The 25,985-nt window shown below is 56.9% G+C and carries 18 protein-coding genes and 1 pseudogene; 13 read left to right on the forward strand and 6 right to left on the reverse strand.

All coding sequences use genetic code 11. The features are described from left to right. The first annotated feature begins 296 nt into the window (after positions 1-296). The 3 genes from AC04SH_RS31415 (at position 297) to AC04SH_RS31425 (ending at position 9,038) form a co-directional block, all read left to right on the forward strand. Entirely contained in the window at positions 297-6,821 is a 6,525-nt protein-coding gene (locus tag AC04SH_RS31415; protein WP_488481572.1) for an amino acid adenylation domain-containing protein, read from the forward strand. After that, positions 6,796-8,178: an MATE family efflux transporter gene (locus AC04SH_RS31420; protein ID WP_488481573.1), complete on the forward strand. Its 1,383-nt coding sequence runs from the start codon at positions 6,796-6,798 to the stop codon at positions 8,176-8,178. Before AC04SH_RS31415 ends, AC04SH_RS31420 begins: the two co-directional genes overlap by 26 nt. A 251-nt stretch (positions 8,179-8,429) precedes the next feature. Next, complete coding sequence (locus tag AC04SH_RS31425; RefSeq protein ID WP_488481574.1) at positions 8,430-9,038, forward strand: 4'-phosphopantetheinyl transferase family protein; 609 nt, start codon at positions 8,430-8,432, stop codon at positions 9,036-9,038. Here AC04SH_RS31425 and fcl read toward each other — a convergent pair. From fcl to AC04SH_RS31440, 3 genes are all read right to left on the reverse strand, one after another. Further along, positions 9,035-10,060, reverse strand: coding sequence for a GDP-L-fucose synthase (gene fcl / locus AC04SH_RS31430; RefSeq protein WP_488481575.1), 1,026 nt, complete (start codon positions 10,058-10,060; stop codon positions 9,035-9,037). The two genes, AC04SH_RS31425 and fcl, sit on opposite strands and share 4 nt — an antisense overlap. Further along, positions 10,060-11,130, reverse strand: a complete 1,071-nt coding sequence (gmd, locus tag AC04SH_RS31435) for a GDP-mannose 4,6-dehydratase (RefSeq protein WP_488481576.1) — start codon at positions 11,128-11,130, stop codon at positions 10,060-10,062. Before gmd ends, fcl begins: the two co-directional genes overlap by 1 nt. A 210-nt stretch (positions 11,131-11,340) precedes the next feature. Then, complete coding sequence (locus AC04SH_RS31440; RefSeq protein ID WP_488481577.1) at positions 11,341-12,378, reverse strand: nodulation protein NodZ; 1,038 nt, start codon at positions 12,376-12,378, stop codon at positions 11,341-11,343. 458 nt (positions 12,379-12,836) lie between these two features. Here AC04SH_RS31440 and AC04SH_RS31445 point away from each other — a divergent pair, with 458 nt between their 5' ends. Genes AC04SH_RS31445 through AC04SH_RS31465 form a run of 5 tightly spaced genes read left to right on the forward strand, consistent with a single transcriptional unit; the run spans position 12,837 to position 17,226 of the window. Continuing rightward, entirely contained in the window at positions 12,837-13,421 is a 585-nt protein-coding gene (locus tag AC04SH_RS31445) for a NodA family N-acyltransferase (protein ID WP_488481578.1), read from the forward strand. A 23-nt stretch (positions 13,422-13,444) separates the two neighbouring features. Continuing rightward, positions 13,445-14,077 (forward strand): chitooligosaccharide deacetylase NodB, encoded by a 633-nt coding sequence (gene nodB, locus AC04SH_RS31450; protein ID WP_488481591.1) that lies wholly within the window; start codon positions 13,445-13,447, stop codon positions 14,075-14,077. A 13-nt stretch (positions 14,078-14,090) separates the two neighbouring features. After that, positions 14,091-15,371, forward strand: coding sequence for a chitooligosaccharide synthase NodC (nodC, locus tag AC04SH_RS31455; protein ID WP_488481579.1), 1,281 nt, complete (start codon positions 14,091-14,093; stop codon positions 15,369-15,371). A 39-nt stretch (positions 15,372-15,410) separates the two neighbouring features. After that, positions 15,411-16,439, forward strand: coding sequence for a nodulation factor ABC transporter ATP-binding protein NodI (nodI, locus tag AC04SH_RS31460; protein ID WP_488481580.1), 1,029 nt, complete (start codon positions 15,411-15,413; stop codon positions 16,437-16,439). 4 nt (positions 16,440-16,443) lie between these two features. Beyond that, positions 16,444-17,226, forward strand: a complete 783-nt coding sequence (locus tag AC04SH_RS31465) for an ABC transporter permease (RefSeq protein ID WP_488481581.1) — start codon at positions 16,444-16,446, stop codon at positions 17,224-17,226. 382 nt (positions 17,227-17,608) lie between these two features. Here AC04SH_RS31465 and AC04SH_RS31470 read toward each other — a convergent pair whose 3' ends face one another. Further along, complete coding sequence (locus AC04SH_RS31470) at positions 17,609-18,772, reverse strand: porin (RefSeq protein ID WP_488481582.1); 1,164 nt, start codon at positions 18,770-18,772, stop codon at positions 17,609-17,611. A gap of 783 nt (positions 18,773-19,555) precedes the next feature. Between AC04SH_RS31470 and AC04SH_RS31475 the strand changes: the two genes are divergently transcribed. The 4 genes from AC04SH_RS31475 (at position 19,556) to AC04SH_RS31490 (ending at position 22,306) form a co-directional block, all read left to right on the forward strand. Further along, positions 19,556-19,750: a hypothetical protein gene (locus AC04SH_RS31475; RefSeq protein WP_488481583.1), complete on the forward strand. Its 195-nt coding sequence runs from the start codon at positions 19,556-19,558 to the stop codon at positions 19,748-19,750. 301 nt (positions 19,751-20,051) lie between these two features. Continuing rightward, on the forward strand, positions 20,052-20,366 hold the full coding sequence (locus tag AC04SH_RS31480; protein WP_488481584.1) for a co-chaperone GroES: 315 nt from the start codon (positions 20,052-20,054) through the stop codon (positions 20,364-20,366). Positions 20,367-20,422: 56 nt separating this feature from the next. Then, positions 20,423-22,054, forward strand: a complete 1,632-nt coding sequence (gene groL, locus AC04SH_RS31485; protein WP_488481585.1) for a chaperonin GroEL — start codon at positions 20,423-20,425, stop codon at positions 22,052-22,054. A gap of 63 nt (positions 22,055-22,117) precedes the next feature. After that, positions 22,118-22,306, forward strand: coding sequence for a hypothetical protein (locus tag AC04SH_RS31490; RefSeq protein ID WP_488481586.1), 189 nt, complete (start codon positions 22,118-22,120; stop codon positions 22,304-22,306). Positions 22,307-22,561: 255 nt separating this feature from the next. On the opposite strand, the gene AC04SH_RS31495 is transcribed toward AC04SH_RS31490, so the two are convergent. Continuing rightward, on the reverse strand, positions 22,562-23,518 hold the full coding sequence (locus AC04SH_RS31495; RefSeq protein ID WP_488577763.1) for a S8/S53 family peptidase: 957 nt from the start codon (positions 23,516-23,518) through the stop codon (positions 22,562-22,564). A 53-nt stretch (positions 23,519-23,571) separates the two neighbouring features. Continuing rightward, complete coding sequence (locus tag AC04SH_RS31500) at positions 23,572-24,135, reverse strand: hypothetical protein (RefSeq protein WP_488481588.1); 564 nt, start codon at positions 24,133-24,135, stop codon at positions 23,572-23,574. A 751-nt stretch (positions 24,136-24,886) separates the two neighbouring features. On the opposite strand from AC04SH_RS31500, the pseudogene AC04SH_RS31505 reads away from it, so the two are divergent. Beyond that, positions 24,887-25,333 (forward strand): annotated as a pseudogene (locus AC04SH_RS31505) (aminotransferase class I/II-fold pyridoxal phosphate-dependent enzyme); the annotation flags it as partial. Between the last annotated feature and the right edge of the window lie 652 nt (positions 25,334-25,985).

The raw sequence follows: 25,985 nt of genomic DNA on the forward strand, positions 1-25,985 counted from the left end.
AATACAGGACTGCAAAGTTGAGGTCGTAGTTGCACTCATGAACACGCTCTAACGGGAGAGATGAGCGCACCAAAATTCGACGCGTGAGGCTGACAGAGAAGGTCCGAGTCTGATGCATCGGATCGCGCTCGACCGCGCAGGCGAAATGAACAAGCTTTGGAGGGCCCGAGGCTGTGGGAAATTCCGACCTTGTTCGTGGTTGACCGGGACCGCCGGCGCAACTTGGACTCCCAGAACGGGGCATACCCTAAAAATTGTAGGTTTCGAGTGCGGCGCAAGTAGCGGCGCAGAGCTGGATGCGCATGTTTAACGAAAATCCACGTGAGAAGTACAATCTGGTCGGCCGTCGGTTCACCGATGTGATCGCGGCTATCGATAAGATCGGAGCAGCGTTTCCGGACAGAATCGCGATTACGCATGGCGCGGCGGAACTCACCTATGGTGAGCTGCGCGTCATGTCGGCCAGCATCGCGAGCACTCTACGAGAGCGCTGCGCGGTGGGAGCGATCGTGGGCTATTGGGGTGAACGAGATCCCAATTGGGCAGCTATAGTAATCGCAATCCTGAAGGCCGGCTCGACATACTTGCCGCTCGATCCATCTTTACCCGCCTCACGCACTTCATTCATTCTCGAGCAGAGTGGATGCACTCTGATTATCGGGAAAGAGCGACCGGAGACCCTTGGCGTGCTTCAACAAAACAGCCATGGCAATCGAGAATTCATGGCGGTGCAGACCGCGTTAACAGGGGACAGTGCCGCTTCCGTGATGCCCTCATCGGCTGAACGCGGCCTGGCTTACATCTTGTTTACGTCCGGTTCGACGGGTTGGCCAAAAGGTGTGATGGTCGAGCGCGCTGGACTAAACAACCATTTGACGGCCAAGATCGATGCGCTCGAGCTGACCGAAAAGGACTGCATCGCTCAAACTGCTTCGCATTGCTTTGACATCTCGCTGTGGCAGCTCTTGGCAGGCCTATGCGTTGGAAGCCGCGTCGCGATTATCGACGATGCGACGCTTAGATCTCCGATCGCTCTTCTCAAGGCGCTCGGGGAACAGGGCGTCACAATTGTTCAATTTGTCCCATCGGTGCTTGCCATATTTGTTGACTCTCTGCAGACACTCCCGGTCGACGAGCGACCCCTCAGTGCCTTGCGCATGATCTCCACGGTCGGCGAGCCGCTGACGCCTGCCTTGGCGCGCGCGTGGTTGGCACTGTATCCCCAAGTCCCAATTCTCAATCACTATGGCCCGACAGAATGTGCTGACGGGGTTACACACCATGTGGTTTCTATCCCGCCGGGTACAGCTGACGCCTATGTACCGATCGGTCGGTCGATCTCCAATCTTGAAGTCTATGTCGCCGATGGATGGCGGCCGTGCAGGACGGGCGAAGTCGGCGAGATCTGTGTCAGCGGAGTCGGTGTCGCTGCTGGCTACATCAACGATAGCGCGCGTACCAAAGATGCTTTTTTTCCAAACCCGTTCTCCAGCCATCCATCCCATCGGCGCCTTTATAAAACTGGTGATCTCGGACGCTTCAGAGCTGACGGGCTGCTGGAATGTCTTGGCAGACGAGATCGCCAGGTCAAGATTCGCGGGCACCGGGTCGAGCTTGGAGAGATCGAGTCTCGTCTCTGCGCCCATCCTTCGGTTAGTGGCGCCGTCGCCATAGCACCCGTCAATAAAGGCGTGAAGCTTACAGCAAGAGACATAACCAAGGCCGACGGAAGCAACAGGCCAAGACGGATAGTGGCCTACGTGTCGGCCTCTCCCGAAGTCTTGGAAAGCGAACTCCGAAGCTTTGTTGCCGAAATGCTTCCTGCCTACATGGTCCCGGACCGAATCATTCATGTCGATCGCATTCCAATTACCAGAAACGGGAAAGTCGACTTTGCAGCTTTGCCGGACGCCACAACTATTCGCCCTCAGCTGCTGAGTTCCTTCGAGGAACCAAAGACGGAACTCGAAACCAAGCTGCGAGATATCTGGTCCAGCGTTCTTCGCATCAAAGGTATCGGCGTGAACGACCGGTTTATGGACCTTGGCGGGGATTCACTGCGGGCGATGCTTGTACTAGCCCGGCTGCAGAGGCAGTTCGGGGCGAAGATGGATTTCAGGCTGGTGCTAAATGGGACCGTCAGGTCGCTGGCAGCATCGCTGTCAAGTCGATCGGAAACCACGCACAACATGCCTCCCGCGGGCCAGAAGCACGGACGGTCAACGCTGACACGGGTGCAGGAACACCTGTGGTTCCTCTGGCAGCTCGATCCGGACGCGAGGAACTACATCATTCAAGGCGGCCTGCGCATACGAGGAGCAATCGATCCCACTGCCTTCAATGAAGCTTGGATCGATGTCGTCGGGGCTCACGACGCGCTCTCGGCTCGTTTCAGCGACGACGACGGGCCTGTCCAGATTTTTGACAATCCGCACCCCAACTTAGAATTGGTTCACGCTGATCACCTTACGCCAAAAGAGGCTGAGGCGCTTGTGGCGGAGATGCGGCAGACCGAGCTCAATGACGCCTTTGATCTCAGCCAGGGCCGTTTGTTTCGTGCGCGCATGATCCGCTTTGCCCCAGATGATCATCTAATACTGATAACCGCGCACGAAATCATTATAGATGCCTGGTCAATCTCGATCCTGCTCAGAGACCTGCGAACGAGATACTCCAATGCTTCCCCGTTTTCTCCGCAGCATCGTGTGTCACTCTCGGCCTATGCGCACTGGGAAGCTGTACACGTTACACCGGAATCGCTGGTCGAGCAGCAGCGCTATTGGCGTGGGCAGATTGGCGACAACCCGCCCGCGCTTTTGCTAGGGAGCGATCGACCCCGGCCGAAAGGAAATTCCTACCGCGGGGCCTCGCATGCGGCTCCGCTTGGTGAAGAACTGTCGGATCAAGTGAGGCGTTTTGCTCATCGGCACAGGTGCACCACATCCACGATGCTGTTGGCATGCTTTAAGCTGCTGTTGCGGATGTATAGCGGTCAGGACGATGTCATTGTCGGTATACCGCACGTCGTGCGTGACCAAACAGGCACCGAGGAGATCGTTGGTTTCTTCCTCAATATGCTGCCAATCCGAACCACGATCGATGTCAACAAGTCCTTTGTGGCTCACGTGACGCGTGTGCAAACCCTTGTCAGCGATGCCATCGCGAATTCGGCGTATCCTTTCAGTTGGATGGTGAGGGACGCCCGATTGTACCGCGAAGCTGGTCGATCTCCGATCTTCCAGGTCATGTTCAATATGTACTCCGAACCCCAGGAGCCGCCGGCCGGACGCGATTTGGATCTGACGTTTCGTGAGTATGACACAGGTTATGTAAAGTTCGACCTTACCCTATATGCGCAAGACCAGGGCGATGAGATCGCGCTGCAACTGGCATATGCAGAAGACATTTTTTCAGGTGAGCTGATCGCTCGCATGGCCGCCAACCTTCGCCAGCTTATTGCTGCCTGTGTCGATAGTCCTGCTGAGCCGATAGTCGCCCTGGACTGCCTGTGCCCCTCGGAGGTCGCCATGCTGGACGCGCTCAAGGGCCCCGAACAGGTATACGAGAACGAGCCTTCGCTCGTGCAGGCCTTCAATCACGTCAGCGCAAAGAACGACCGGGTGGCGTATTTCGGCGAGTTCGGAGAAGTCACGTTCGGCCAACTGCGCGAGCGCATGGCGGCGATCCAGTCCGCTCTGCGTACCTGCGAGGTAGGGCAGGGCGACATGGTCGCCATGCTGATCGATCGGTCACCAGATGTGGCCGCTACAACTTTGGCCATCCGAGCCGTGCAGGCGACTGTCGTGCCTATATCGCCAGATTACCCGAAGGAACGGATCAGCCACATCATCAGAGATAGCCGTGCCAAGCTGCTGATCCACGCCCGCGCGGATGAAGAGATCGATTTCGGTGTCCCGTCCGTTAGCGTGTCTTCCCTGCAGGCCAGATCCTGCCCCACTCGGGCGTCGCACCGCGAGGTGGTGCGGCCTGATAAGGACGCAGCGAGCCTGATTTACACGTCATCCTCCACGGGTAAAGCGAAAGGCGTGCTCATACCCGAGACAGCAATACTCAATCGACTGAACTGGATGTGGCGATGCTTTCCGTTTGATGACGCCGAGGTGGCAGTCGTTCAGAAGTCGGGGGCACTTGTTGCAGCAGCATGGGAGTATCTTGGAGGCCTCCTGAGAGGCATCCCGACGCTGATCCTGACCGATGAATATTTGCTCGACCCCGACCTCTTGTTGAGCGCCTTGACGAAGCATCGCGTAACCCGATTGTTCGCCTCCCCACCCATTCTGTCCGGTCTGATCGCCTCCCAAAAGCGACATGCGCAGGCGACCAGCTTGCGCCTGGTCACAAGCAGTGCTGAACCAATGCCGCCATCGCTTCCTTCTCGTTGGCGAGAGTGCTTTCCGGATGTGCCGTTATGGAATTTTTATGGCGCAACGGAATGCGCGTCTAATGCGGCAGTCTATGCAACATCGGGGACCGACGATGGCTCTAAAGTTGTGCCTGTGGGGCGCCCAATCGACAATGTGAAAATCTACGTGCTCAATGCGCAGCTTGAGCGGGTCCCCGTCGGGGTAGCAGGCGAACTCTGCGTCGCGGGACGCTGCCTAAGCACCGGGTACTGGCGGGACCGCAAGCGAACGAAGCAAAGTTTCGTGGCCAATCCATTCGATGACGGCCAATACGGCCTTCTTTATCGCAGTGGCGATGTCGCTCGTGTCACAGCCGAAGGTCTTCTGGAGATTTGCGGTCGGTCGGACAACCAAATCAAGCTCCGTGGTTTCCGAATCGAGTTGGAGGAAATCGAAACCGCCCTTGAAGCGCATCCTGGAATTGCGAGGGCCACGGCAATCGTTCGGGGAGCGGACGAAAATCGGCGACTGGTGGCCATCGTGGTCCTAACCGACGACAGCCTTACCTCGCTAGATGTGGTGAATCACCTACGGCAGGAATTGCCACCTTACATGATACCATCCGAGTTTCGCACCGTGGACCACATGCCACTCACGGCGAGCGGGAAAATAGATCGTTGCCGTCTCTCATCTGTCCGGTCGCGCGAGCTTCGGGGTGTGCAATCCCCTGAGCCGAGCACGCAACGGGAGCGACTTCTCGCCGGGATTTGGCAGGAATTGTTGAGCGTCAAATCCATCGGGATCGATGACAGTTTCTTTGATATTGGCGGAAACTCTCTTCTGAGCGTGCGTTGCGTTACATTAGCGCGTAAAGCCGGGCTGAGCTTGACCGTCGCCCAACTGTACAGAACACCGACCATTCGGGAATTGGCCAAGGAGATCGCAGCGGCCACGACGAACTCTGCCAATGAGCTCCCCGCTGGGCCGATGCGAGTGACTCCTGGCGTCTCCTCTTGGAATAGCCTTGTCGGTTTAGGCGAGCACTACAACATAGGCGACCTCTTCTTCCTGCCCGCCGGTCTTTTGAATCTATCAATCCTCGAAGGCGCCCTTGCTCATGTCATTGGCCGGAACGAAGGACTGAGACTTCGAATAGTCCAAACCGAGAACGGCCTGTCGCAGGCAATCGGACCGGTACCAAATCCGCTCGTGGAAGAAATAGATCTGGTCGGCATGACCACGGCAGAACAGCTGACGATCATGGAAGGCGCCTGCGCAGAGCGTCAAACCAGCTTTCGGTTTGATGGCGAATCCCTTCTTGTCAGGCTTTCAGCCTTCCGGACATCAGAGCGCGGCGATTACTATCTGCTTGTTTTGATGCATCACTTCGTGGTGGACGGGACTGGATACCGACTGTTCCTCAATGCACTGGAAACAGCCTACAATACGCTAGCCGCAGGCGGCCCCATTGCGGATCAAGGGACGACGTCTCTCTCTCACTGGCTGGAGCGATTGGGCCATTACGCAGATAGCGAGGCGCCAACCGAACTCGAATATTGGGAGGGGATTCGATATGATCTGCTCGATCTGCATGTGAGCGATAGCGGATCGGGCACAGCGGAATTTTTGGATGAAACTGCCAGAAGGCTCCATTATGCACGGCTGGAGGGGTTGTTAAATGAAGAATATTGCAGGCCATTTTGGCAGGATCAGGCCAAATATTGCGTAACGCTCGGCGAGAAGGAGACGGCCAGACTTCTCAATGTCTCGGCGACGTCTGCACAATGCGAGGATTTTGATATAGTCCTTTCGGCCCTGTCAGGGGCATTTGGCCGCGCATTCGGGAATTACTCGCTTTGGATCGACAGCCTCACATCGACCAGAGGTGAATTGTTCGACGACATCGATCCATCTCAGATCATCGGATTTGTCGGCGAACTGGTTCCGCTTCCCTTATATCTGACAGGGAAGGACACCCCTCAAGATCGCGCTCGTTCGATATATCGGCAGCGCAACGCGCTGCCGCGCCGGGGGATCGGTTTTCGGGCGATGAAGTTCTTGAACCGGGATCCGGCAGTGCGCAAGCGCATCGACCAATTGCCGTTGCCTAGGATCGGACTGAACTATCGAGCACGACTGCAACACCATTATCGACGGCGTCTGTTAGACAGAGATCCGCACTCGCTTTGGATCGGCGAAAATATGAAACAATCCGCCATGAACTACCTCTTCTGGTTCAATGTCGGATACGAAGCTGGCGAGCTGCAGATTGAAGTGAGATACGATCCAAGACAGGTTGGCTATGGAACGACCCGCAACCTGTGCACAATCTTGCACCAGGAACTGCTCCAGATAATCAACACATCTGCAGTAGCCGGTCGTTCGGCCGACTATAAGCCGGTGCGAGGTGATGAACAGGGCAATCGGAAGCATGGCCGCACCGGAAAAGCGCATTGATCTGTCGGACGAAAAACTTTCCCGCCTCATCGTCCGACTCGCCATTCCTTCAATTATTGGCTTGTCGATCAATGCGCTGCAGCAGTTCGTCAACGCGATCTTTGTAGGCACGCTTGGGGCCCAGGCTATCGCCGCCGTCAGCATGACTTTTCCGATAGTTGTCCTCCTCTTGGCAATCGGACAGGGTATCGGCGTTGGCACGGCGTCATTCGTGTCTAGTAATCTTGGCGCGGGCAGGTCGCTTGAGGCGAACCGAGGCGCGAGCTTGGCACTCGCTCTCGCGATTCCGATCGGATTGGCGCTTACTGTCGGTCTGCTCCTGAATCTGCGCGAGCTTCTCGCTTTGCTGGGCACCAGTGCGACAATCATGCCGGCCGCGCTCGAGTACGCTTCGACGCTGCTGTTAGGCTACACTCTCATGCTGCTGAACGTGGTCAATGGGTTCATCGTAAGGGCCGAGGGCAATACACGTTTCAGCATGTGGACCATGATCACGGCCTTCGCGCTGAATGCCGTGCTCGACCCCATCTTCATTTTTTCGCTCGGTCTGGGCGTTCGAGGAGCGGCGTTCGCGACGCTGTTGTCCCAGATCGCCGCCATCAGCCTCTACGTGGCGTATTTTCTGAAGAGGCGTGGGCGTGTCCGTGTCGGAACTTCTTACGTTAGCTTTAGGATGGGTCGCATCAAACAGATCGCGGCCGTTGGAGCGCCGGCAACCATCACCAGTATTTTGTCTGCCGTTGCATTCATGCTCTTCTACCGCGCCGCCGCGCCATTTGGTGACGCTTCAGTTGCCGCTGTGGGAATAGCCACGCGATTGTCAACGATCGGGGCGCTCCCAATTATAGGCTTCTGCATGGGCTCTCAGGCGGTGCTTGGTTTCGGTTGGGGAGCACAGGATTTCGCCCGGGTTGAGAAGGCCGCCAAGTTCATGCTTTCCATAGCCGTCGCATTTTCAGTCAGCTTTTCCGCCGTGGTCCTGATTTTTGCTCGACCAGTGGTTTCGCTTTTCAGCGATAACGTGGATGTAATCGATATCGCCGCCTCTGCCTGTGTTGTTTTTCACCTTTTCTTCGGCCTCTTTGGCGTTCAGCACGTTACGATCACCCTGCTTCAGTCATTGGGGAGAGTGCGGCTTGGCGCCGTCGTTTCCCTAGCCAGGCAAGGCTATCTTTTCATACCTGCCATACTGCTGTTTCCAGCTGTTTGGGGCTTTGACGGACTGCTGGCGAGCCAGGCGGTTGCCGAGTTGCTGGCGGGGCTGATTGCTCTGTTTGTAATTCGCGGTCAGATCGGCGTTCTGAAGAATGCCCTCGCTGAGCTGGAGGATCGGGTCGAGGCTAAAGGGCTGACATGAAGAGCGATCATATCGGTTCTGCCTCAAATGGTGGTTGAAGAACCTGATCCAGTACAAGACCGCTCCGTACGGGCACGCCAATGATCACTCCGTCAACAGGGCGAGGACAAAGCACGGAAGTGGACCGCAGCGCGCTAAGCCGCCAAACAACGGAGTCATGGTCGAGAAAGCGAGGACATCTGGATACGTTGCTCCCCCCATATGTTGCTGTGCAAACCTGTCGAGCAGCGAATGTCGGCAGTGTGCCGGTGATGGCCGAAGAAGAGAGTGCAATCGCCACCGCGGCCGAAAGCAGAAGACGTGAATTCTCGCTCGGGCGCGCCTGCGCCAGAGCGGCATTGTCCAAGCTCGGCGTTCCTCCTTGCGCAATCCCAAGGGGACCTGACCGTGAGCCGCTTTGGCCACCTGGTGTGGTTGGCAGCATAACACATTGTGCTGGATTCTATGCTGCCGCCGTCGCTCGCCATGAAGACTGCGCTGCGCTTGGAATTGATGCAGAAGTCGACGAGGAGTTGCCGTCGGGCGTATTGGAGCTCGTCTCGGTTGACGAGGAACGAAATTGGCTGGCCAACGCATCCGGCCGCCTCAAGTGGGACCGGTTGCTTTTCAGTGCCAAGGAAAGCATCTTCAAGGCATGGTTCCCGCTCACACGTGAATGGCTGGGCTTCGAGGATGCCGTGGTCGCTATCATGCCCGACGAAGGCAAATTTCGTGCTCGCCTCCCTCACACATTCCGGCCGGCCAGAGGTCGTGCATGGGAGCTTCGCGGCCGGTTCATCATTGCCGATGGACTGATCCTCACGGCCGTCTTCGTTCCGGCGCTCAATCCGCTGTTGCGTTTTCCAGCCGCCGGACGCTAGGTGAGATACGTCCGGATTTGACGGGTGAACTCCGAAGCCGGCGGTTCTGCTGCGGGAGGTACTCTCAGCCCGCTCATCGCAGTCTGTCTGTCCGCTACATTTCGGATAAACCAGTCATAAGTTTTGGCAATTCCCACCTCGATGGATGTTTTAGGGCGCCACCCCATCCCTAGCAGTTTTTCGCTGGATATAAGCTTTCTCGGCGTTCCGTCCGGCTTGGAGACATCAAGTTCTATCTCGCCTTGAAAGCCGACGACATCGCAAACGACTCGCACAAGCTCAAGAATAGTCATGTCGCTGCCGAACCCTACGTTAATGTGCTCTGCCTCAGAGTAATGTTTAAGCAGGAAAATCAAGGCGTCGGCACAATCTTCACAGTACAAGAACTCCCGACGGGGTGTTCCGCTTCCCCATACACACATCCGATCTAGGTTTTTGACCTTTGCATCGTGTGCCTTGCGTATTAATGCCGGCAGAACATGTCCTAAGCTAAGATCGAAATTATCGCGAGGACCATAGAGGTTCGTCGGCATGGCCGAGATGAAGTCCACGCCATATTGTATGCGGTAGGCCTGACACAACTTAATGCCGGCGATCTTTGCGATTGCGTACCATTCGTTCGTCGGCTCAAGCGGACCAGTCAGGAGCGCGTCTTCTTTGATGGGTTGCGAGGCGTACTTCGGATAAATGCAACTCGATCCCAGAAAAACAAGCTTCTCAACGCCATTTCGAAACGAGGCGTCGATGACATTGGCCTCCATTATCAGGTTCTGGTAGATGAAATCGGCGGGCATGGTCGAGTTTGCCAGGATACCGCCAACCCTCGCCGCAGCCATTACGACGGCGTCCGGTTTTTCTTTTGACAGAAATTGCAGAACGGCCTCTTGCCGCGTTAGATCAAGGGTTTGTCTATCCGCAACAATGACGTCGCAATCTTCTGAAGCAAGCGACTGTACTATGGCGCTGCCGACCATACCTCGGTGTCCTGCAACCCAAACTCGTTTCCCGCTCAGCGAGTACATCAAATCCGACCCCCAGAGTGTGACGTGCCGTTCATTAACTTCAGATCTTCCCTGGCCATTTCGCGGACAAGCTCCCTTACGCTCGTCTCGTGTCTCCAGCCCAGGACCTGCTGGGCTTTGGTCGGATCGCCTAGGAGAAGATCTACCTCTGTCGGTCTGAAATAACGCGGATCCACCGCCACGATGCACTTGCCTGTGGCGGCATCAATACCTCGTTCCTCGATGCCTTCTCCCAGCCATTCAATCGTCATTCCGACTTCGTCGAATGCCCATTCCACAAACGTGCGGACAGATGTCGTCACGCCCGTGGCCAGGACATAGTCGTCAGGGCTATCTTGCTGACACATCATCCACATGCCGCGCACATACTCGCGAGCGTGGCCCCAATCACGTTGAGCGTCGAGATTGCCGAGGTAAAGCACTTCCTGTTTGCCCACGCTGATTGCTGCCGCGGCCCGCGTAATCTTGCGCGTGACAAATGTTTCACCACGAAGTGGGCTTTCGTGATTGAAAAGAATACCGTTGGATGCGTGGATGCCGTAAGCCTCTCTATAATTTACGACAGTCCAGTATGCGTAGAGTTTAGCGGCAGCGTAAGGTGAACGTGGGTAGAACGGTGTTTTTTCGTTTTGGGGGACCTGTTGAACCAACCCATATAACTCTGAAGATGACGCCTGGTAAAACCGCGTCCGATTGCTCAATCCAAGAATTCGGATAGCTTCCAGCATGCGCAATGTACCTAGCGCATCCGCGTTTGCGGTGTATTCAGGCGTCTCGAAGCTTACCTGGACGTGGCTTTGCGCGGCAAGGTTGTAGATTTCATCCGGTTGGGCTTGCTGAATAATGCGCAGCAAATTGGTTGCATCCGTCATATCTCCATAGTGGAGAAAAAGTCTGGCCTCAGGGTCGTGCGGATCCTGATAAATGTGCTCAATTCGTCCGGTGTTGAATGATGATGAACGACGCTTTATGCCGTGGACTATGTAGCCTTTGTCCAACAGCAGTTCCGCAAGGTATGCCCCATCCTGTCCCGTTATGCCCGTTATCAAAGCTGTTTTTTGGTTTGCCACCTTCGAAATCTCCGATGTGTTTGCTTGGCGCGAGGCGTTTGGGTGACTGCCCGGGTTCTCCAGCGAGATCATCCCTCGTTGGCGCAGATCATCAGACGGCGCCAGCGGTACGCCATGCGCAATGGGAGTGCCGCCACACTGTCGCGCTTGGTGCGTTTTGACGTCGGCGGCCGAACATTATGACTTGGGCCCGCATCCCGTGGAACGCACCTAATGGCCCCATGCCGGTTCCTTGCATTCGCTGAATGGCCGCCATGGCGCGTCTCGGCTGGGACCAGAGATTTGACTGTTTTCTATCAAAATCAGACGTCTTGGGTCCTTCAGATCGAACTCAATTACCCGGGGGACGAAAAGGCGCGCATATCGGCTAAACGCGCTGGTCGGGGGAAAACGAATGACGGTGTCGCAGCGCCCGAGAAGATACATCTCAACGAGGGCGGAAATTCCGCCGTCAACGCCTTGTGCTGCAGTGTGTAAAGGGCCCGCCTGGTCGGATCGGAAACGTTTGGAGACGGTGAGAAGATCGGGAAACCTTGCCGACACCTGATCCAGGACCTGCTCGCTGTCCGTGCACAAGAACACCCGGACCGGCCTTGAGTGCGGTAACGCTTTAGCTTCATCAATCGCAGTGCACACTTGGCGAACGGCGAGCTCCGGGTCACCCCAGTAGGGGGCATGGTCCATTATGTCTTCACCGTTACCATGCCGAACATGAACTCCGATTATGCTGTGTCCCTCAAAACGCTCCTGATAGATGTCGTCTATACGTGATTGAATTTCGGGCCGGAGCTTGACACTCTGGAACACCTGCCGCTCGGCATCCTCATCACAACGCCACATCAAACAAGCGTCACACACGACCGTGTTCGCTTCGACATCCTGCTCAGCCTTGAAGAGATCGCTTAATTCCTCGCGCTCTTGGAAAATCAGCTCATCTGGACGGTAAACGCAGTCGAGCGATGACCTATTCCACGAGGCTGGGAAGAATGGTCCCGGGAAGGAAAAATCATTGATCCCGTCGTCGCAAACAACCGATACGCCAGCGATGTCTTTGATCGGCTGGAAGAACACCGGAAAGGCATTTGTGAAGGGTTGATTGAGATAGCAGGATCCGCGCCAGTCGATGGCTAGCGTTCGTCCCGACCGCCGAGCGTAGTGCCAGGCCGCGGCCAGCGACCACAAACAGTCACCGAAACCCGTACGCCTGCGAGAGACGACAAACCGGCGCTTCAATCCGCTGACCTGCATTGTTCATAGTCTCGTTTCAGAGAAGAAAACGAAGTTGCATCTGACGTTTCCGATCACAGGTCGACCGCGACCTCGGGCACCTGTGAGTCCCCGTTGTACTGCGACGTAAGCGGAAGAGCTTCCTCAGCTCTGCCCGCCCTTATCGCGCCGCTCGCAGATATTGACGCCGATGCACTCGCTTCCGGACAAATTTAGCGTGTTCTAATGGGCCTAGGCGGAATTTGTAAAATTGATTGTGTGTATGGGTTTTATCCATGTGGTGGATACCATCGGAAATGCCTTTGACGACGGGCTAACCCTGCATTCCCGCGACTTGCTCCGAGTCACGAGACATTCACGGTTTGGATAAAAATGATCCAAAGAATCAATTTTACCGGCCGCGTGGAGAGCTATTAGAAGATGCTGAATTAGTCTGATTGCACCGGCCCCAAAGTCGGGGCGGTGCCAGGAGCACGCATATGCAGGTCCGGTGGACACGGTGCTGGGAGAGCGAGTTAGAACTCTCCGACCACACAGAGCTTTGTGAGTTTTTTCGAGCGACCTATGGGCCGACGGGTGCCTTTAACGCAAAACCATTTGAGAATGGTCGCAGCTGGGCCGGAGCACGGCCCGAGCTGCGTATCGTCGGCTACGACTCGCGCGGTGTGGCGGCTCACATTGGAGTATTACGCCGCTTTATCAAAGTTGGTGAGACTGACCTATTGGTGGGCGAACTAGGACTGTGGGGAGTCCGCCCAGACCTGGAAGGGCGTGGACTCGCTCATTCGATGCGGGCGTTGGTCCCTTCACTTCGGCAGCTTGGCGTTCCATTTCTGTTCGGCACTGTGCGGCACGCTCTCTTCAAGCGTGTTGCTAGGCTCTGCCAAGACGGTCTGGCGACCATCCTTCCGGACGTTCGCGTCCGCTCCACCCTCGCAGATGTGTACCTCGACCTGCCCCCCACGCGGTTCGAGGAGCAACTCGTTGTTGTTTTTCCGATCGGACGTCCAATGAGCGAGTGGCCCACCGGAACGTTCATTGACAGGAATGGTCCAGAGCTGTGAAACAACCGAATTGCAAATCCGAAATGCCGCTTCTCTCCGTCGATGGCGCCGAAGATCGTAGCGTTTACCTGACGTTCGACGATGGCCCAGATCCGCTCTCCACTCCTGAGATTCTGGACCTGCTGGCGAAACACCGTGTGTCGGCGACTTTCTTTGTCATTGGTGCTTACGCGAAAGACCGACCGGAACTCATCCGACGTATGGTTGCCGAAGGGCACGAGGTCGCTAACCACACGATGACTCATTTGGACCTGTCTACATGCGGTCTCGGTGAAATAGAACACGAAATACTTGAGGCAAACAGTGCGATCCGGATGGCATGCCCCCGCGCCTCGGTCCGACACATGCGAGCGCCATTTGGAGCCTGGACAGAAGAAGTACTTGCTGCCTCGGCCAAGGCCGAAATGGCGCCCGTGCACTGGTCGGTGGATCCTCGCGACTGGTCTCGCCCCGGGGTCGATGCCATTGTCGATTCAGTCTTGGCGTCGGTCCGCCCCGGCGCGATCGTCCTTCTGCACGACGGATGCCCTCCCGGCGAGTCGGAGCCGGGCACTCATGGCAGCCTACGCGATCAGACGGTCGAGGCGCTATCTCGCATAATCCCAGCGTTGCAGCTTCGCGGATTTTCAATCCGCTCGCTTGCTCAGCATCATTAACGAACGGTATTCCATGGATCTGCTCGGCACCACCAGCAGTGTGGCCATTGCTTTATATGCGCTGCTCTCGACTGCTTACAAAGGCATGCAAGCCATTTATGCCTTGCCACCGAACTTGTCATCTGCGCCTGGGAGTGCCGCCGCTTCCGACATGCTGCCGAGCGTGGATGTCATTGTGCCGAGCTACAATGAGGAGCCGCGGACGCTTTGTGCTTGCTTGGCCTCCATTGCGGATCAAGATTATAAGGGAGAGGTGCGGGTCTATGTAGTCGATGACGGTTCTGCCAATCGGGATGCCGTCGTATCCGTGCAGGCGCATTATGCGCATAACCCGAAGTTTCACTTCATTTTACTGCCAAAGAACGTCGGAAAGCGTAAAGCGCAGATTGCCGCGATACGACGTTCGTCGGGAGATTTGGTGCTCAACGTGGACTCGGATACCACAATCGCGTCCGACGTCGTTTCCAGACTTGTCCTGAAGATGAAGGATCCCGCGATAGGCGCGGCAATGGGTCAGCTCGTGGCTAGCAATCGCAGCGACACTTGGCTGACACGATTGATCGATATGGAGTATTGGCTTGCTTGCAACGAGGAGCGTGCGGCGCAGGCTCGCTTCGGCGCTGTAATGTGTTGCTGTGGCCCCTGTGCCATGTACCGCCGGTCCGCGCTCCTTTTGCTGCTCGATCAATACGAGACGCAATTCTTTAGGGGCAAGCCAAGCGACTTCGGCGAGGATCGCCATCTCACGATCCTTATGCTGAAGGCAGGCTTTCAAACGGAGTACGTCCCCGACGCCATCGCGGCCACCGTTGTTCCAAATAGGCTAAAACCGTATCTGCGCCAACAACTGCGCTGGGCAAGGAGTACGTTCCGGGACACCTTGCTTGGGCTGCGTCTGCTATCTGGTCTCGATCGCTATCTGACGCTGGACGTGATCGGACAGAACCTTGGTCCGCTGCTTCTCGCCCTCTCGGTGCTGACGGGGCTCGCACAATTGGCACTGACCGCCACGGTTCCCTGGTCGACAATCCTCATGATTGGATCCATGACCGCGATACGCTGCAGCGTAGTGGCCCTGCGAGCGGGCCAACTTCGATTTCTCGCGTTCTCGCTGCACACACTCATCAACATCTTTCTCTTACTTCCCTTGAAAGCCTATGCGTTGTGTACATTGAGCAACAGCGATTGGTTGTCGCGCGGACCCGCGACCAGCGTAGCCGATAGTGATGAGAAACTGAACGTCCTTCAAACGCAAAGGCTGGCGGTGCCTCAGGGCCCTCGAAGTGACGGGTGATACTTGCGTTACTCTAGATGGACGAGCTTGAGTCGGGGCATGAATTTACTGCATCAGAAATCGATCGCGGATGGTCGGTCCCGGTGCGGTCCCAATCGGCTCGAGCAGGAGAACGACGGGCGTATAGATGCAGAACATTCTCCAGCTGACTGTGTTTCAGTCCCGGCGATTAATCTTGCGGGGGTAAGAAAGTCATATGGCGGCAGGTCCGTTGTCGACGGGCTCTCGTTCACGGTTGCGGCCGGGGAGTGCTTCGGTCTGCTGGGGCCGAACGGGGCGGGGAAAAGCACAATCGTGCGTATGGTCCTCGGCATGACACCGCCTCACGCAGGCAGCATCGCTGTGCTCGGAGTACCTGTGCCAGAAAGGGCTCGCCTGGCACGCAGCGGCATCGGCGTGGTAGCGCAGTTCGACAACCTTGATCTGGAATTCACGGTGCGCGAGAACCTGATGATGTTCGGTCGTTACTTCGGCATGAGCACGCGCGAGATCGAAGCAGTCATCCCATCTCTGCTCGATTTCGCGCGCCTCGAGAGCAAAGCGAACTCGCGCGTTGCGGATCTGTCTGGCGGCATGAAGCGGCGCCTGATGCTTGCGCGTGCACTCATCAATGACCCACAGCTCCTGATACTGGACGAGCCGACTACTGGTCTCGACACGCACGCGCGCCACTTGATCTGGGAACGGTTACGGCACCTGTTGGCACGCGGCAAAACGATTCTCCTGACGACCCATTTCATGGATGAGGCAGAGCGGCTGTGCGATCGATTGTGCATCCTTGAAGAAGGGCGCAAGATTATTGAAGGTCGGCCTCATGTGCTGATTGAGGAGCAGATCGGCTGTCAGGTAGTTGAGATATACGGTGGTAACCCGGGTGAGCTGAGTACGCTGGTCAGGCCTTATGTTCGGCGCTTGGAGGTGAGCGGAGAGACCCTCTTCTGCTATGCGACCAATCCGGATCAGGTCCGCGCACAACTTCGTGAGCGGCCCGGCCTGCGGCTTCTAGAGCGGCCGCCCAATCTTGAGGATGTCTTTTTGCGGCTGACTGGTCGGGAAATGAGGGATTAGACGGATGTGGGAACGTTATGCGACGGCTCTGCCCGCCAATGGGTGGAACTGGATTGCGGTATGGCGTCGCAATTATCTGGCGTGGAAGAAGGTTGCACTTGCTTCAATTCTCGGCAGCCTTGCCGATCCAATGATCTACTTCTTTGGCCTGGGCACCGGCTTCGGAATAATGGTAGGGCATGTTGAGGGTACATCGTACATCGCCTTTCTGGCAGCGGGCATGGTCGCCGCAAGCGCGATGACTGCGTCGACCTTCGAAACGCTTTATGCGGTCTACGGTCGTATGGGCGGAACCTGGGAAGCGATCCTGTGTACACAACTTTCTCTTGGCGATATCGTTCTAGGTGAATTGGCGTGGGCAGCCACCAAGGCCCTTGTGGCCGGTATAGGAATTACTGTTGTTGCTGCCATGCTAGGCTATGCGCAATGGGCGTCCGTCCTCTGTGCCTTGCCATTTATCGCGCTTACGGGCTTTGCCTTCGCGAGCTTAGCCATGATTGTCACGGCCCTTGCACCCAGCTACGACTATTTCATATTCTACCAGACCCTTGTCGTCACCCCGATGCTGTTCTTGTCCGGCGCGCTCTTTCCGCTCACGCAACAACCCGACTCAATTCAGCGGCTGTCGCGTTTCTTGCCGCTGTCACATTCCATCGATCTCATTCGTCCGACGCTGCTTGGACGCTCGGTTGAAAGCGTCGGCCTGCACATCGGCGCGCTTTGCATCTACATAGTAATTCCGTTCATCCTGTCGCTGGGCTTGCTTCATAGGCGGCTGATGCGCTGACCAACGTTCGCATATCCGACCTGTATCGTCTGGATAGGTACTCCGAAGCATTTAGGCTGTAGATCTTGATCCAGCTTGTCGGTGGTCCGGAAAATCCCCGCGTCACTCCCAAAGGATACAGCGGCGTCAAAGCGCCGATCGGCATCAAGCGCATTTGCCGGCGATGCGGTCTCGGCATAGGGTGCCGCATACCGGTGACGAACCCGAAGTCCCGGCCTGGATGCAACGACATTGTCTCTGAGCTTAGGGCGACCGTGAGACTTCCTTGCAGCACCGAAACAAGCCCATGGTATCGCCGCTATGCACCGGGCGACGAATGTCGCCTGGCTTCCACGCGACGTTCGGATTGGGCCACTCCAGCCAAATGCAGCATTTCATCCCCTTAAAATGAGCGTTGGAAACGCAGGATGCCGCCGACGCTGTTCTTTTTGTCGGCGTTGGTCCTGTTCACGATGGAAGGGTCAGCCACGTCGACGGCGAAGTCGCCGTAGCGGTTATAATCCATTTCGGCTGTAATCGTGAAATCAGGGACGATAGTATAGGCGACATTGATAGCGATACCATAGTTCTTGAGCTGATCACCCGAGAGCTGAAGGTTGAACGAAGTTGTCTCGTTGAACCTGTAAGTGGAACCTGCCCAAAAAGCCCAGTTGCCGCCCCAAATTTTGTAGAAGCCGCGGCCGCGAGCGTCAATTGCGTTGGTGGAATTATCGTTGAGCTTGCCATTGGAGCCGTAGCCGAACATTCCGAACAGCGACAGTTCGGTGGTGACATTGATGTCAACGCGAAGCTTTCCGGCCACCGATTTGTAGCTGCTAGCATAGGCAGCTACGCCGGCGATCGCGCCCCATTGTTGTGTGTATTTCAGGCCACTGACCACGTGCGGAACGTAGCTGTCGATGGTGCCGACCGCGCCTTCGCCTTCTTCAAGCGAGACTACGGCCGAGAAGCCGTTAGCGGCATCAAAATAGTACTGGACTACGTTGGTATCGAGATCACCGTAGGGAACAAGCATCAGATTGAGCACGTTGGCAGGATAGCCGATAAACATGTCGAAGGCCGACCAGTCCTTGCCAACTCGCAGCTCACCAAGCTGAATCCAAGCGAAAGTCAGGCCGAGGTCTCTGTTGGAAGCAAAACCTTGACGGCTGTCCGGATCGGAATGTGCGGTACGGTTGCCAAAGTTCACGCGGGTTTCGGTATAGGTCTTCAACGTGCCGAACTCGGTTTCCTGATTGGTCCAGGTCTTTAGCGTGAAGCGGGCATTGTTCTGCAAGGTGGCGTTGGTGCTGCCGTCTTTGCGGTCGGTTGCCTTCGCGCCATCGAATGACCCAACGTCACCAAAGCCGGTTTCGTAGCGGACATAGCCGCCGATGCGCAGGCAGGTTTCGGTGCCTGGGATATAGTAATAGCCCGCCCCATAGACGTCGCAGATCTTGACGTATTTGGTCGAGTCTGGTTCGGCGACGATCGCGTCGACGGCGCCGGCATCGGAAACTGCAATCAGGGCCGCAGCTGAGCCGACAAGAAGGCTCATGATGTTCATTCTTGATCTCCGTTCAAAGATAAAAAAGCGGAAGGACGTCAAGAGCGGACCCTTCCGCTATCCCCACGATGGAAAAGTGAGGCGCAATGCGCGGCGACTTGCGCCGGGTGACCAACAGTCAAGAACAAAGGCGGCGAAACCTATAGCGTCCTCTCAGTAATAGGTGTTTATAGACTGTACTGACCGCAATTAAGGTAGAGAATTCAGCCATTGTGTGAGCCAATCGCCATAGTTATGTCCCTAGTCGTGCACACTGCCGCCACAGTTTCCAATTTTCCTACGCAATTGACGTGCCATTCGCTAACGCAGTTCCGCGTTAAATCCAGTTTCCCGGCCAACCTTGGTTTGCCGTTGCTTTGAGACAAGCCGAGCACACGAAACGCAGACGTTTTGGGTACTGTTGTTATGTTCGATGCGCGACAGGTTTCGTGGAATGGTGACGGGAATTGTTTGAGCCTCGACATTGACCCCTTATGCGGCACCGTTCAGTACGTCAGGGCAGGGCGGTAACGGTGAAAGACCTCAACCGATCCCAAAATATCGGGAGCTACCGGTGCCCTTCAAAATTCTGCAAGGAATCCGACAAAATAGCGGCACGGCAATTGGCGTAACCCATTGAAAATCAAGATCGCTGCATCTGGCATGGCGTTTGCTGTCTCGCCTCTAACACTATCGAACAGTCGTTTTTCGTGCGCCAACGTTTAACAGACATGATGCCTGATTGATGCGATTTATTCAGGGCTAAAACAAATGAAGGTTGTGTACCAGAAGTGGAGAAAACAGATGACCTATACAATGGCGGAAACGGCTTTGCTGATTGTTTCCACCTTGGGCTTCGCATTGGAATTATATGAAGCCAACGTGGCCGAGCATCGAGGTTTCGCATTGCTGGCTATATCAACACGAAAAAAGTCACCTGTCGCCTCAGCCAATGGCAAGAGGAAACTTCTCTCTTTTCATATCAATGCTGCAAGTTGAACTCATCAGCCTGATATGATGTGCATCTGACGCCTCGGCTTGCAGACCCAATGCGCGCAACACCCAGGATGACCAAGGGCGAACGTTGATCTCGCGCGCAGGCGATCGACGTCGATCGTCCCCTGGCGCAATCACCGGAGGCCATCGGAATTTCCTCAATCAGTCCACCCCTTGAAACGAAAGGAGCAAAACTCGTTCGGCATGCGCGCGACCCCGCAAAGGTCGCGCGAACCCCGTTCTGGTCCTGATAGCCAGGATCGGGGGAGGCTCTCGCAATCTGTTTATCCTGAAGGAGAACAACATGACGTTCCGTCCATTGCATGACCGTATACTCGTCCGCCGCATCGAGGCCGATGAGAAGACGGCCGGCGGCATCATCATCCCCGACACAGCCAAGGAAAAGCCGCAGGAAGGCGAAGTCATCGCCGTCGGCGCCGGCGCTCGCGACGAGAGCGGGAAGCTCAGCCCCCTCGACGTGAGGGTCAACGACCGCGTTCTGTTCGGCAAGTGGTCGGGCACCGAGATCAAGCTCAATGGCGAAGACCTGCTCATCATGAAGGAAAGCGACGTCCTGGGCGTCATCGAGGTTTCGAGCTCGGCCAGCCAGGCCGCGTAACCGAGACGCATGACACAAGGAGTCAACAAGAACTGCCTACTTGCTGGAGTGAACCAATGGCTGCCAAGGAAGTGAAATTTCATGCTGATGCCCGCGACCGCATGCTGCGCGGCGTCGACATTCTCGCCAATGCGGTGAAGGTGACGCTCGGTCCCAAAGGCCGTAATGTGGTAATCGACAAGAGCTTCGGCTCCCCGCGCATCACCAAGGATGGCGTCACCGTCGCCAAGGAGATCGAGCTTGAGGACAAGTTCGAGAACATGGGCGCGCAGATGGTCCGCGAAGTTGCTTCGAAGACCAGCGACATCGCCGGCGACGGCACCACCACCGCCACGGTGCTGGCGCAGTCGATCGTGACCGAGGGCGCCAAGGCAGTCGCCGCTGGCATGAACCCGATGGATTTGAAGCGTGGCATTGACAAGGCGGTGGAAGCGATCCTCGGCGATTTAAAGGCCAATGCCCGCAAGGTAACGAAGAACGACGAGATCGCCCAGGTCGGCACGATTTCGGCCAATGGCGATGCAGAGATCGGCCGCTTCCTGGCCGAAGCGATGGACAAGGTCGGCAATGAGGGCGTCATCACCGTCGAGGAAGCCAAGACCGCCGAGACAGAGCTGGAAGTGGTCGAAGGCATGCAGTTCGACCGCGGTTATCTCAGCCCCTATTTCATCACCAACCAAGACAAGATGCGCGTCGAGCTCGAAGAGCCCTACGTGCTGATTCACGAGAAGAAGCTGGCCAATCTGCAAGCCTTGGTACCGTTGCTGGAGGCCGTGGTTCAGTCCGCCAAGCCGCTGCTAATCATCGCCGAGGACGTCGAAGGCGAGGCACTGGCTACGCTCGTGGTCAACAAGCTGCGCGGCGGACTGAAGGTCGCCGCCGTCAAGGCCCCGGGTTTCGGCGACCGCCGCAAAGCGATGCTGGAGGATATTGCCATCCTGACCGGCGGCACGGCCATCAGCGAGGATCTCGGCGTCAAGCTCGAGAATGTGACACTGGAAATGCTCGGCCGCGCTCGCAAGGTGGACATCGACAGGGAGAACACCACCATCGTCGATGGTGCCGGCCATAAGGACGAAATCAACAGCCGCGTGGCTCAAATTCGGGTGCAGATTGAGGAGACCACTTCCGACTATGACCGCGAGAAGCTGCAGGAGCGCCTGGCCAAGCTCGCCGGCGGTGTCGCCGTGATCCGCGTCGGCGGCTCGACGGAAGTCGAGGTCAAGGAGCGTAAGGACCGCGTCGACGACGCGCTGCACGCCACCCGCGCAGCTGTCGAGGAAGGTGTCTTGCCGGGCGGCGGCGTGGCACTACTCAGGGCAGCAAGGGCGCTCGAGAATGTCGCTGTAGACAACCCGGACCAGAAGACCGGGGTCGACATCGTGCGGCGCGCGATCGAGGCTCCCGCTCGCCAGATCGCCGAAAACAGCGGCGCGGAAGGCTCCATCATCGTGGGCAGGGTTCGCGAAAAGCCCGATTTTGGCTATGGCTGGAACGCGCAGACCAACGAATTCGGCGATCTCTTCGGCCAAGGCGTTATTGATCCTGCCAAGGTCGTGCGCACGGCGCTGCAGGATGCCGCTTCCGTAGCCGGCCTGCTTGTCACCACCGAGGCGATGGTGGCCGAGAGGCCGAAGAAGGACACCCCCGCTCCGGCGATTCCGGGCGGCGGCGGCATGGACTTTTGATCAAATTGAAGGGGAAGTGCTCGCTCCCGCGGGAACGAGCACTTCCCTGGAATGGGGATCGCCATGAATGAGCGCCCCGGGGCGCGCGCGGCAAGTGAGACCTACAGCATCGAAACTGAAAGTGTCCTGGGTTGGGTCGATATCCACAATGATGGTGGGGTCAGCGTTTGGCTCAGAGCTTTCATCGACCCCGCCCTGCCGGTTGTGGAACTGGATCCCAAAGGTATTCCGACCGGCACCCCCGTCAGATAGTCTCAAACGTCACCCGCGGAGGCGTCGTCGCCGGGGCCGCTGAAAAGGCTGTCTGTTCGCACCGAGGAGGTTCGCAGTCAGAATGCACGACTCCCGATGCTCTCCCTGCCCATTTTTCGGAGCCAATCGTTGAACTTTCGTCGTTCACAAAGAGCTGTTGCACGAAACAGCACAGTTCCCAAGGCGGATTGCGAGGCGTTCTTGTGGCTTATCAACGCCTCGCAACACGTTTGCTCTTCCGGTCTATGAGCTCCTTTACTCGATCGAAACGGGTGCCAGTGCCCTCGAGAGGCTGGCCTCGCCGCGGCCGTAAGTCGCCGCATCATAGTTGACGAGCGTGTCGGTCCTGGCTGTATCCAGCAACTGATTGGTAATCTGTGTCGGTGTTGCAGACGTGAACTTGCTGCCAAGGATGGCGGCATAGCCCGCAACCACAGGTGCCGCGACAGAAGTTCCGGATAGCCCGGTCTTGTCACTTTCGACCCCCACCGTCAGGAAGTGGCTCTGCACCTCCGAATCTGAACCGGCATAATTCGAATAGGAGGCGAGCTTTGCCTTGTTTTCGGGAGTGCCATTGTGCTCGAGCGCACCCACAAAGATGGTCGATGGCGCCCCAATCAGGTCGAGAGCTAGGTAGTCCACAGTCCCCTCGATCGGGGTCCCTACCGCTACAGCCTCGTTGCCGGCTACCTTTGTGAAGACCGCATCACCCGCCCGAGCCGCAGCGGCAATCGATTGCTCAAGCGGAAATTCGCTCACGGGACCCTCAAGGGCAAAGCTCAGATTGACGACATTGAGCCCGTCCTCCAGCGTGAGCGGAACGGATTCAGAATAGTCAACCTCGATTATCTTTGCGCCAGGTGCCACCATGCCGGCTACTTCAGCACTCCACTGCCCATGGTGTCGCCATTGGGGGCCATGGCCGAGATCCCCCTCTTGGATTTCACCTTTGAAGTCGTCCACGATAGTCACAGATACCCCAGAACCGGTATAGCCCGATGCCCATGCTTCACCAATATCCGGACTCATCCAGCAAAAGGTGCCGTCGGGATTTTGTGCGCAGCCCGAGCTACTGCCTTCCATGGTTGGGGTTCCGGCACTCCATTTGCCGGTCACTCCGGAATCGAGGTCACCGGCGAAACCGCTTGGTGCCCACAGGCACACGGCAAAACCGGCAACAAACCCTGCCTGCAACAATTGCTTTCTGCGCAAATCAAACTCCTGTCTGCGGTTGTACATCAACGAAATGAACCATTCACCATCACTTAGAACTGACCTTTGAACCAGAGACTGAGTCTCAATCGGCTCGGATGGACGTTTACCAAATGCTTCAACGTATCGGCGGGCGGAAGCCGGGACGCCGCTAGACGGCAATTCACGGTCTGGACCCCGCCGATGTCGCCATAATTAGCGGTGCAGGGTTGTTCAGTCAGGTTCCCGCCCAAAATCGAACTGACGATGAGAGAAAGCGCCGTCGAGGGTGTCGGGCGCTTTTGCACAATAAAGCCCAGTTTTATGCCCGGGTCGATACGAACCTTTTTGGCGTGCTGGCCGGAACTGGCTCCCCACAGGAGACCGAAATCGTCCGACAGCTTTGTTAACATTTCAAATCGCATGTCGATCCATTTGCTACGGTACCACTTGTCAAAAGACACCTGGGTGCCATCCGACAGCTCATATCCTCCCTTCCCCAGGCGGCTGGCGACCGCGGTTAGCTCTGACCCCTGCTGAATGTCGACGAGACAGGTCTCCTGTCCGTTCGCAGTGATCACGCTGAGGGGAAATGTCATCCCAAATAGGACGAAACTCGCCTGTAACCTAATGCCCATCTGCAACGCCCATAGGTGGAGCCGCCTCCAAACCATCGGGCCTCGACAGGCACACGATATCCCTGGGCACGTGTTCAAGCGCGGCAGCGGCCGTAGCCGCAGACGCATGCCTGCCAGCAGAGAACGCGATCGATCTCAACAAACTCACTTGCTCCAGTCCTTGCAATTTACCGAGCGATCGCTTCGCTCTTACCTGGCAAGCAACTCCGCCGCCTCTCAATGGAAGCAGCAAAATTCATACCGATTGTACGATGCCGCTAGAAAATGAAGGCAACCTGGCAGGCATACAGCGCAAGAGCGGCTTGGGTCCGACCAATCGCGGCCCTGCGTGCTGCTGGAAAGCTGTGCGGCGGCGCTCGCGACTGCCCCACGGCAGGCGAACAACTCGATGACGCCCATGTGTCCGGCGCAGCATTATCAAGCCCCCACTCGCCCGTAATTGGTGAATGTCTGCCGCCCGATGACCACCCCGGAATACCAGACGACTTCCGAAGCCGGGTGGCAGGACATGGAGGGATTAGGAATGTCGGACCAACTGTCTGGACGTCATGGCTTGCCACGGGTTGGCGCCAGGCGGGAATTGTCTTTATAACGGAAGCTGACGCTGCTCTCGTCGAAGCGGATGAGTTCTGCAGACTTGGACGGTGTCCGACAATTTGTGTCGCTTTGGCAATTTGACGACATAGGCTTGTTTGGTCGGCTTGCTGGATCTTCTTGTACGGAAAGGCAAACTGCCGGAAGGGATTGAAGCGACGCGGTTGAGGCGGCGATCGCGCGGGGTGCCCCGGTCGCCACCGGTTCGCGGCTGCTGCGCGGCAATGCGCCGGAATGCGAGGCTCTGGAGGCGGGCGCCGCGGCGTTCTTCCGAGCTGAACGCGCGCTGTTCTTCGGCAGCGGCTACATCGCCAACTTCGCTCTGCTGGCCGCCCTGTCGCAGGAGGGGACATTTTGATCCTCGACGAGCTGGCCCATACCAGCATACTTGAGGGGCACGCGCCGGTCTCAAGTTCTCCGAGCATCACGGCGTCGATCCTTTCGAGGATGCGATCACGCGCTGGCGAGCCGAAGGCGGCACCGGGCGCATCTGGATCGCAGTCGAAAGTTCTTACGGCATGGATGGCGATCGCGCGCGCCGATGGAGAGCCTGATCGCGCTTGGCGATCGGCATGAGGCCTTCATCGTCGTCGACGAGGCGCACGACGCTGTCTCGACATTCATGCCAGGTGCGATTCCGACGGCTGCTATTTTACGACATTGCTGATCATGTTGGTATCGAGGAGGAAGCGTCGATTTTCCGTGGCTCTTCATGGGGCGGGAAAGATCGAGGTCAGCTCCACTAGCGGTGAACGACGTAATGGCTGCGACACCAGGCGACGACATATCCGACTCCCGCAAAAAGTTCCGTCACTCGATCCATATCGCGCGAGCAGGTGCCACTCTCAGCCGCTGGCGAGCCCGCCCGACTGGTCCAATAGTTCGCATAACCTCAAAGATATTTTTTGCAATTTTCCCCTTGAATCAAAGTGTAATTTTTGATGGTCCCCTGCGTCGGAATTTTCTGGCCAAAGGCAGTCACAAGAAATGAGTCAGCTGCTTTTTCAGGTCGGGTGGGAATGCTCCTTCGCAGGCCGTGCGCCGCCCACCTATCGGACCCGAACCCCAAGCCGTAGGCGTGAGGTGCTCCAATCTAAATCTAAGCTATCCCGCCATGGCGAAGCTTCAGCCCCTCAGTCGGTTTTGCAGTGCCTGCCGATCGGCACGGAGCCCGTCGAGGTCCAGCTGGACTGGCTGCCCTGGTTGCGCCAATCGCCTAACCAGCTCGCGCGTGCCGTCCACCACAAAGACGCCGC

The sequence above is a fragment of the Mesorhizobium sp. CNPSo 4688 genome (genome assembly GCF_057784295.1).

Bases quoted from the DNA above. Each gene is read 5' to 3' on its own strand.
- AC04SH_RS31415 (WP_488481572.1), top strand. From the start codon at position 297: ATGCGCATGTTTAACGAAAATCCACGTGAGAAGTACAATCTGGTCGGC.
- AC04SH_RS31420 (WP_488481573.1), top strand. From the start codon at position 6,796: ATGGCCGCACCGGAAAAGCGCATTGATCTGTCGGACGAAAAACTTTCC.
- AC04SH_RS31425 (WP_488481574.1), top strand. From the start codon at position 8,430: ATGGCCGAAGAAGAGAGTGCAATCGCCACCGCGGCCGAAAGCAGAAGA.
- fcl (WP_488481575.1), bottom strand. From the start codon at position 10,060: ATGTACTCGCTGAGCGGGAAACGAGTTTGGGTTGCAGGACACCGAGGT.
- AC04SH_RS31440 (WP_488481577.1), bottom strand. From the start codon at position 12,378: ATGCAGGTCAGCGGATTGAAGCGCCGGTTTGTCGTCTCTCGCAGGCGT.
- AC04SH_RS31445 (WP_488481578.1), top strand. From the start codon at position 12,837: ATGCAGGTCCGGTGGACACGGTGCTGGGAGAGCGAGTTAGAACTCTCC.
- nodB (WP_488481591.1), top strand. From the start codon at position 13,445: ATGCCGCTTCTCTCCGTCGATGGCGCCGAAGATCGTAGCGTTTACCTG.
- nodC (WP_488481579.1), top strand. From the start codon at position 14,091: ATGGATCTGCTCGGCACCACCAGCAGTGTGGCCATTGCTTTATATGCG.
- nodI (WP_488481580.1), top strand. From the start codon at position 15,411: ATGAATTTACTGCATCAGAAATCGATCGCGGATGGTCGGTCCCGGTGC.
- AC04SH_RS31465 (WP_488481581.1), top strand. From the start codon at position 16,444: ATGTGGGAACGTTATGCGACGGCTCTGCCCGCCAATGGGTGGAACTGG.
- AC04SH_RS31470 (WP_488481582.1), bottom strand. From the start codon at position 18,772: ATGAACATCATGAGCCTTCTTGTCGGCTCAGCTGCGGCCCTGATTGCA.
- AC04SH_RS31475 (WP_488481583.1), top strand. From the start codon at position 19,556: ATGACCTATACAATGGCGGAAACGGCTTTGCTGATTGTTTCCACCTTG.
- AC04SH_RS31480 (WP_488481584.1), top strand. From the start codon at position 20,052: ATGACGTTCCGTCCATTGCATGACCGTATACTCGTCCGCCGCATCGAG.
- groL (WP_488481585.1), top strand. From the start codon at position 20,423: ATGGCTGCCAAGGAAGTGAAATTTCATGCTGATGCCCGCGACCGCATG.
- AC04SH_RS31490 (WP_488481586.1), top strand. From the start codon at position 22,118: ATGAATGAGCGCCCCGGGGCGCGCGCGGCAAGTGAGACCTACAGCATC.
- AC04SH_RS31500 (WP_488481588.1), bottom strand. From the start codon at position 24,135: ATGGGCATTAGGTTACAGGCGAGTTTCGTCCTATTTGGGATGACATTT.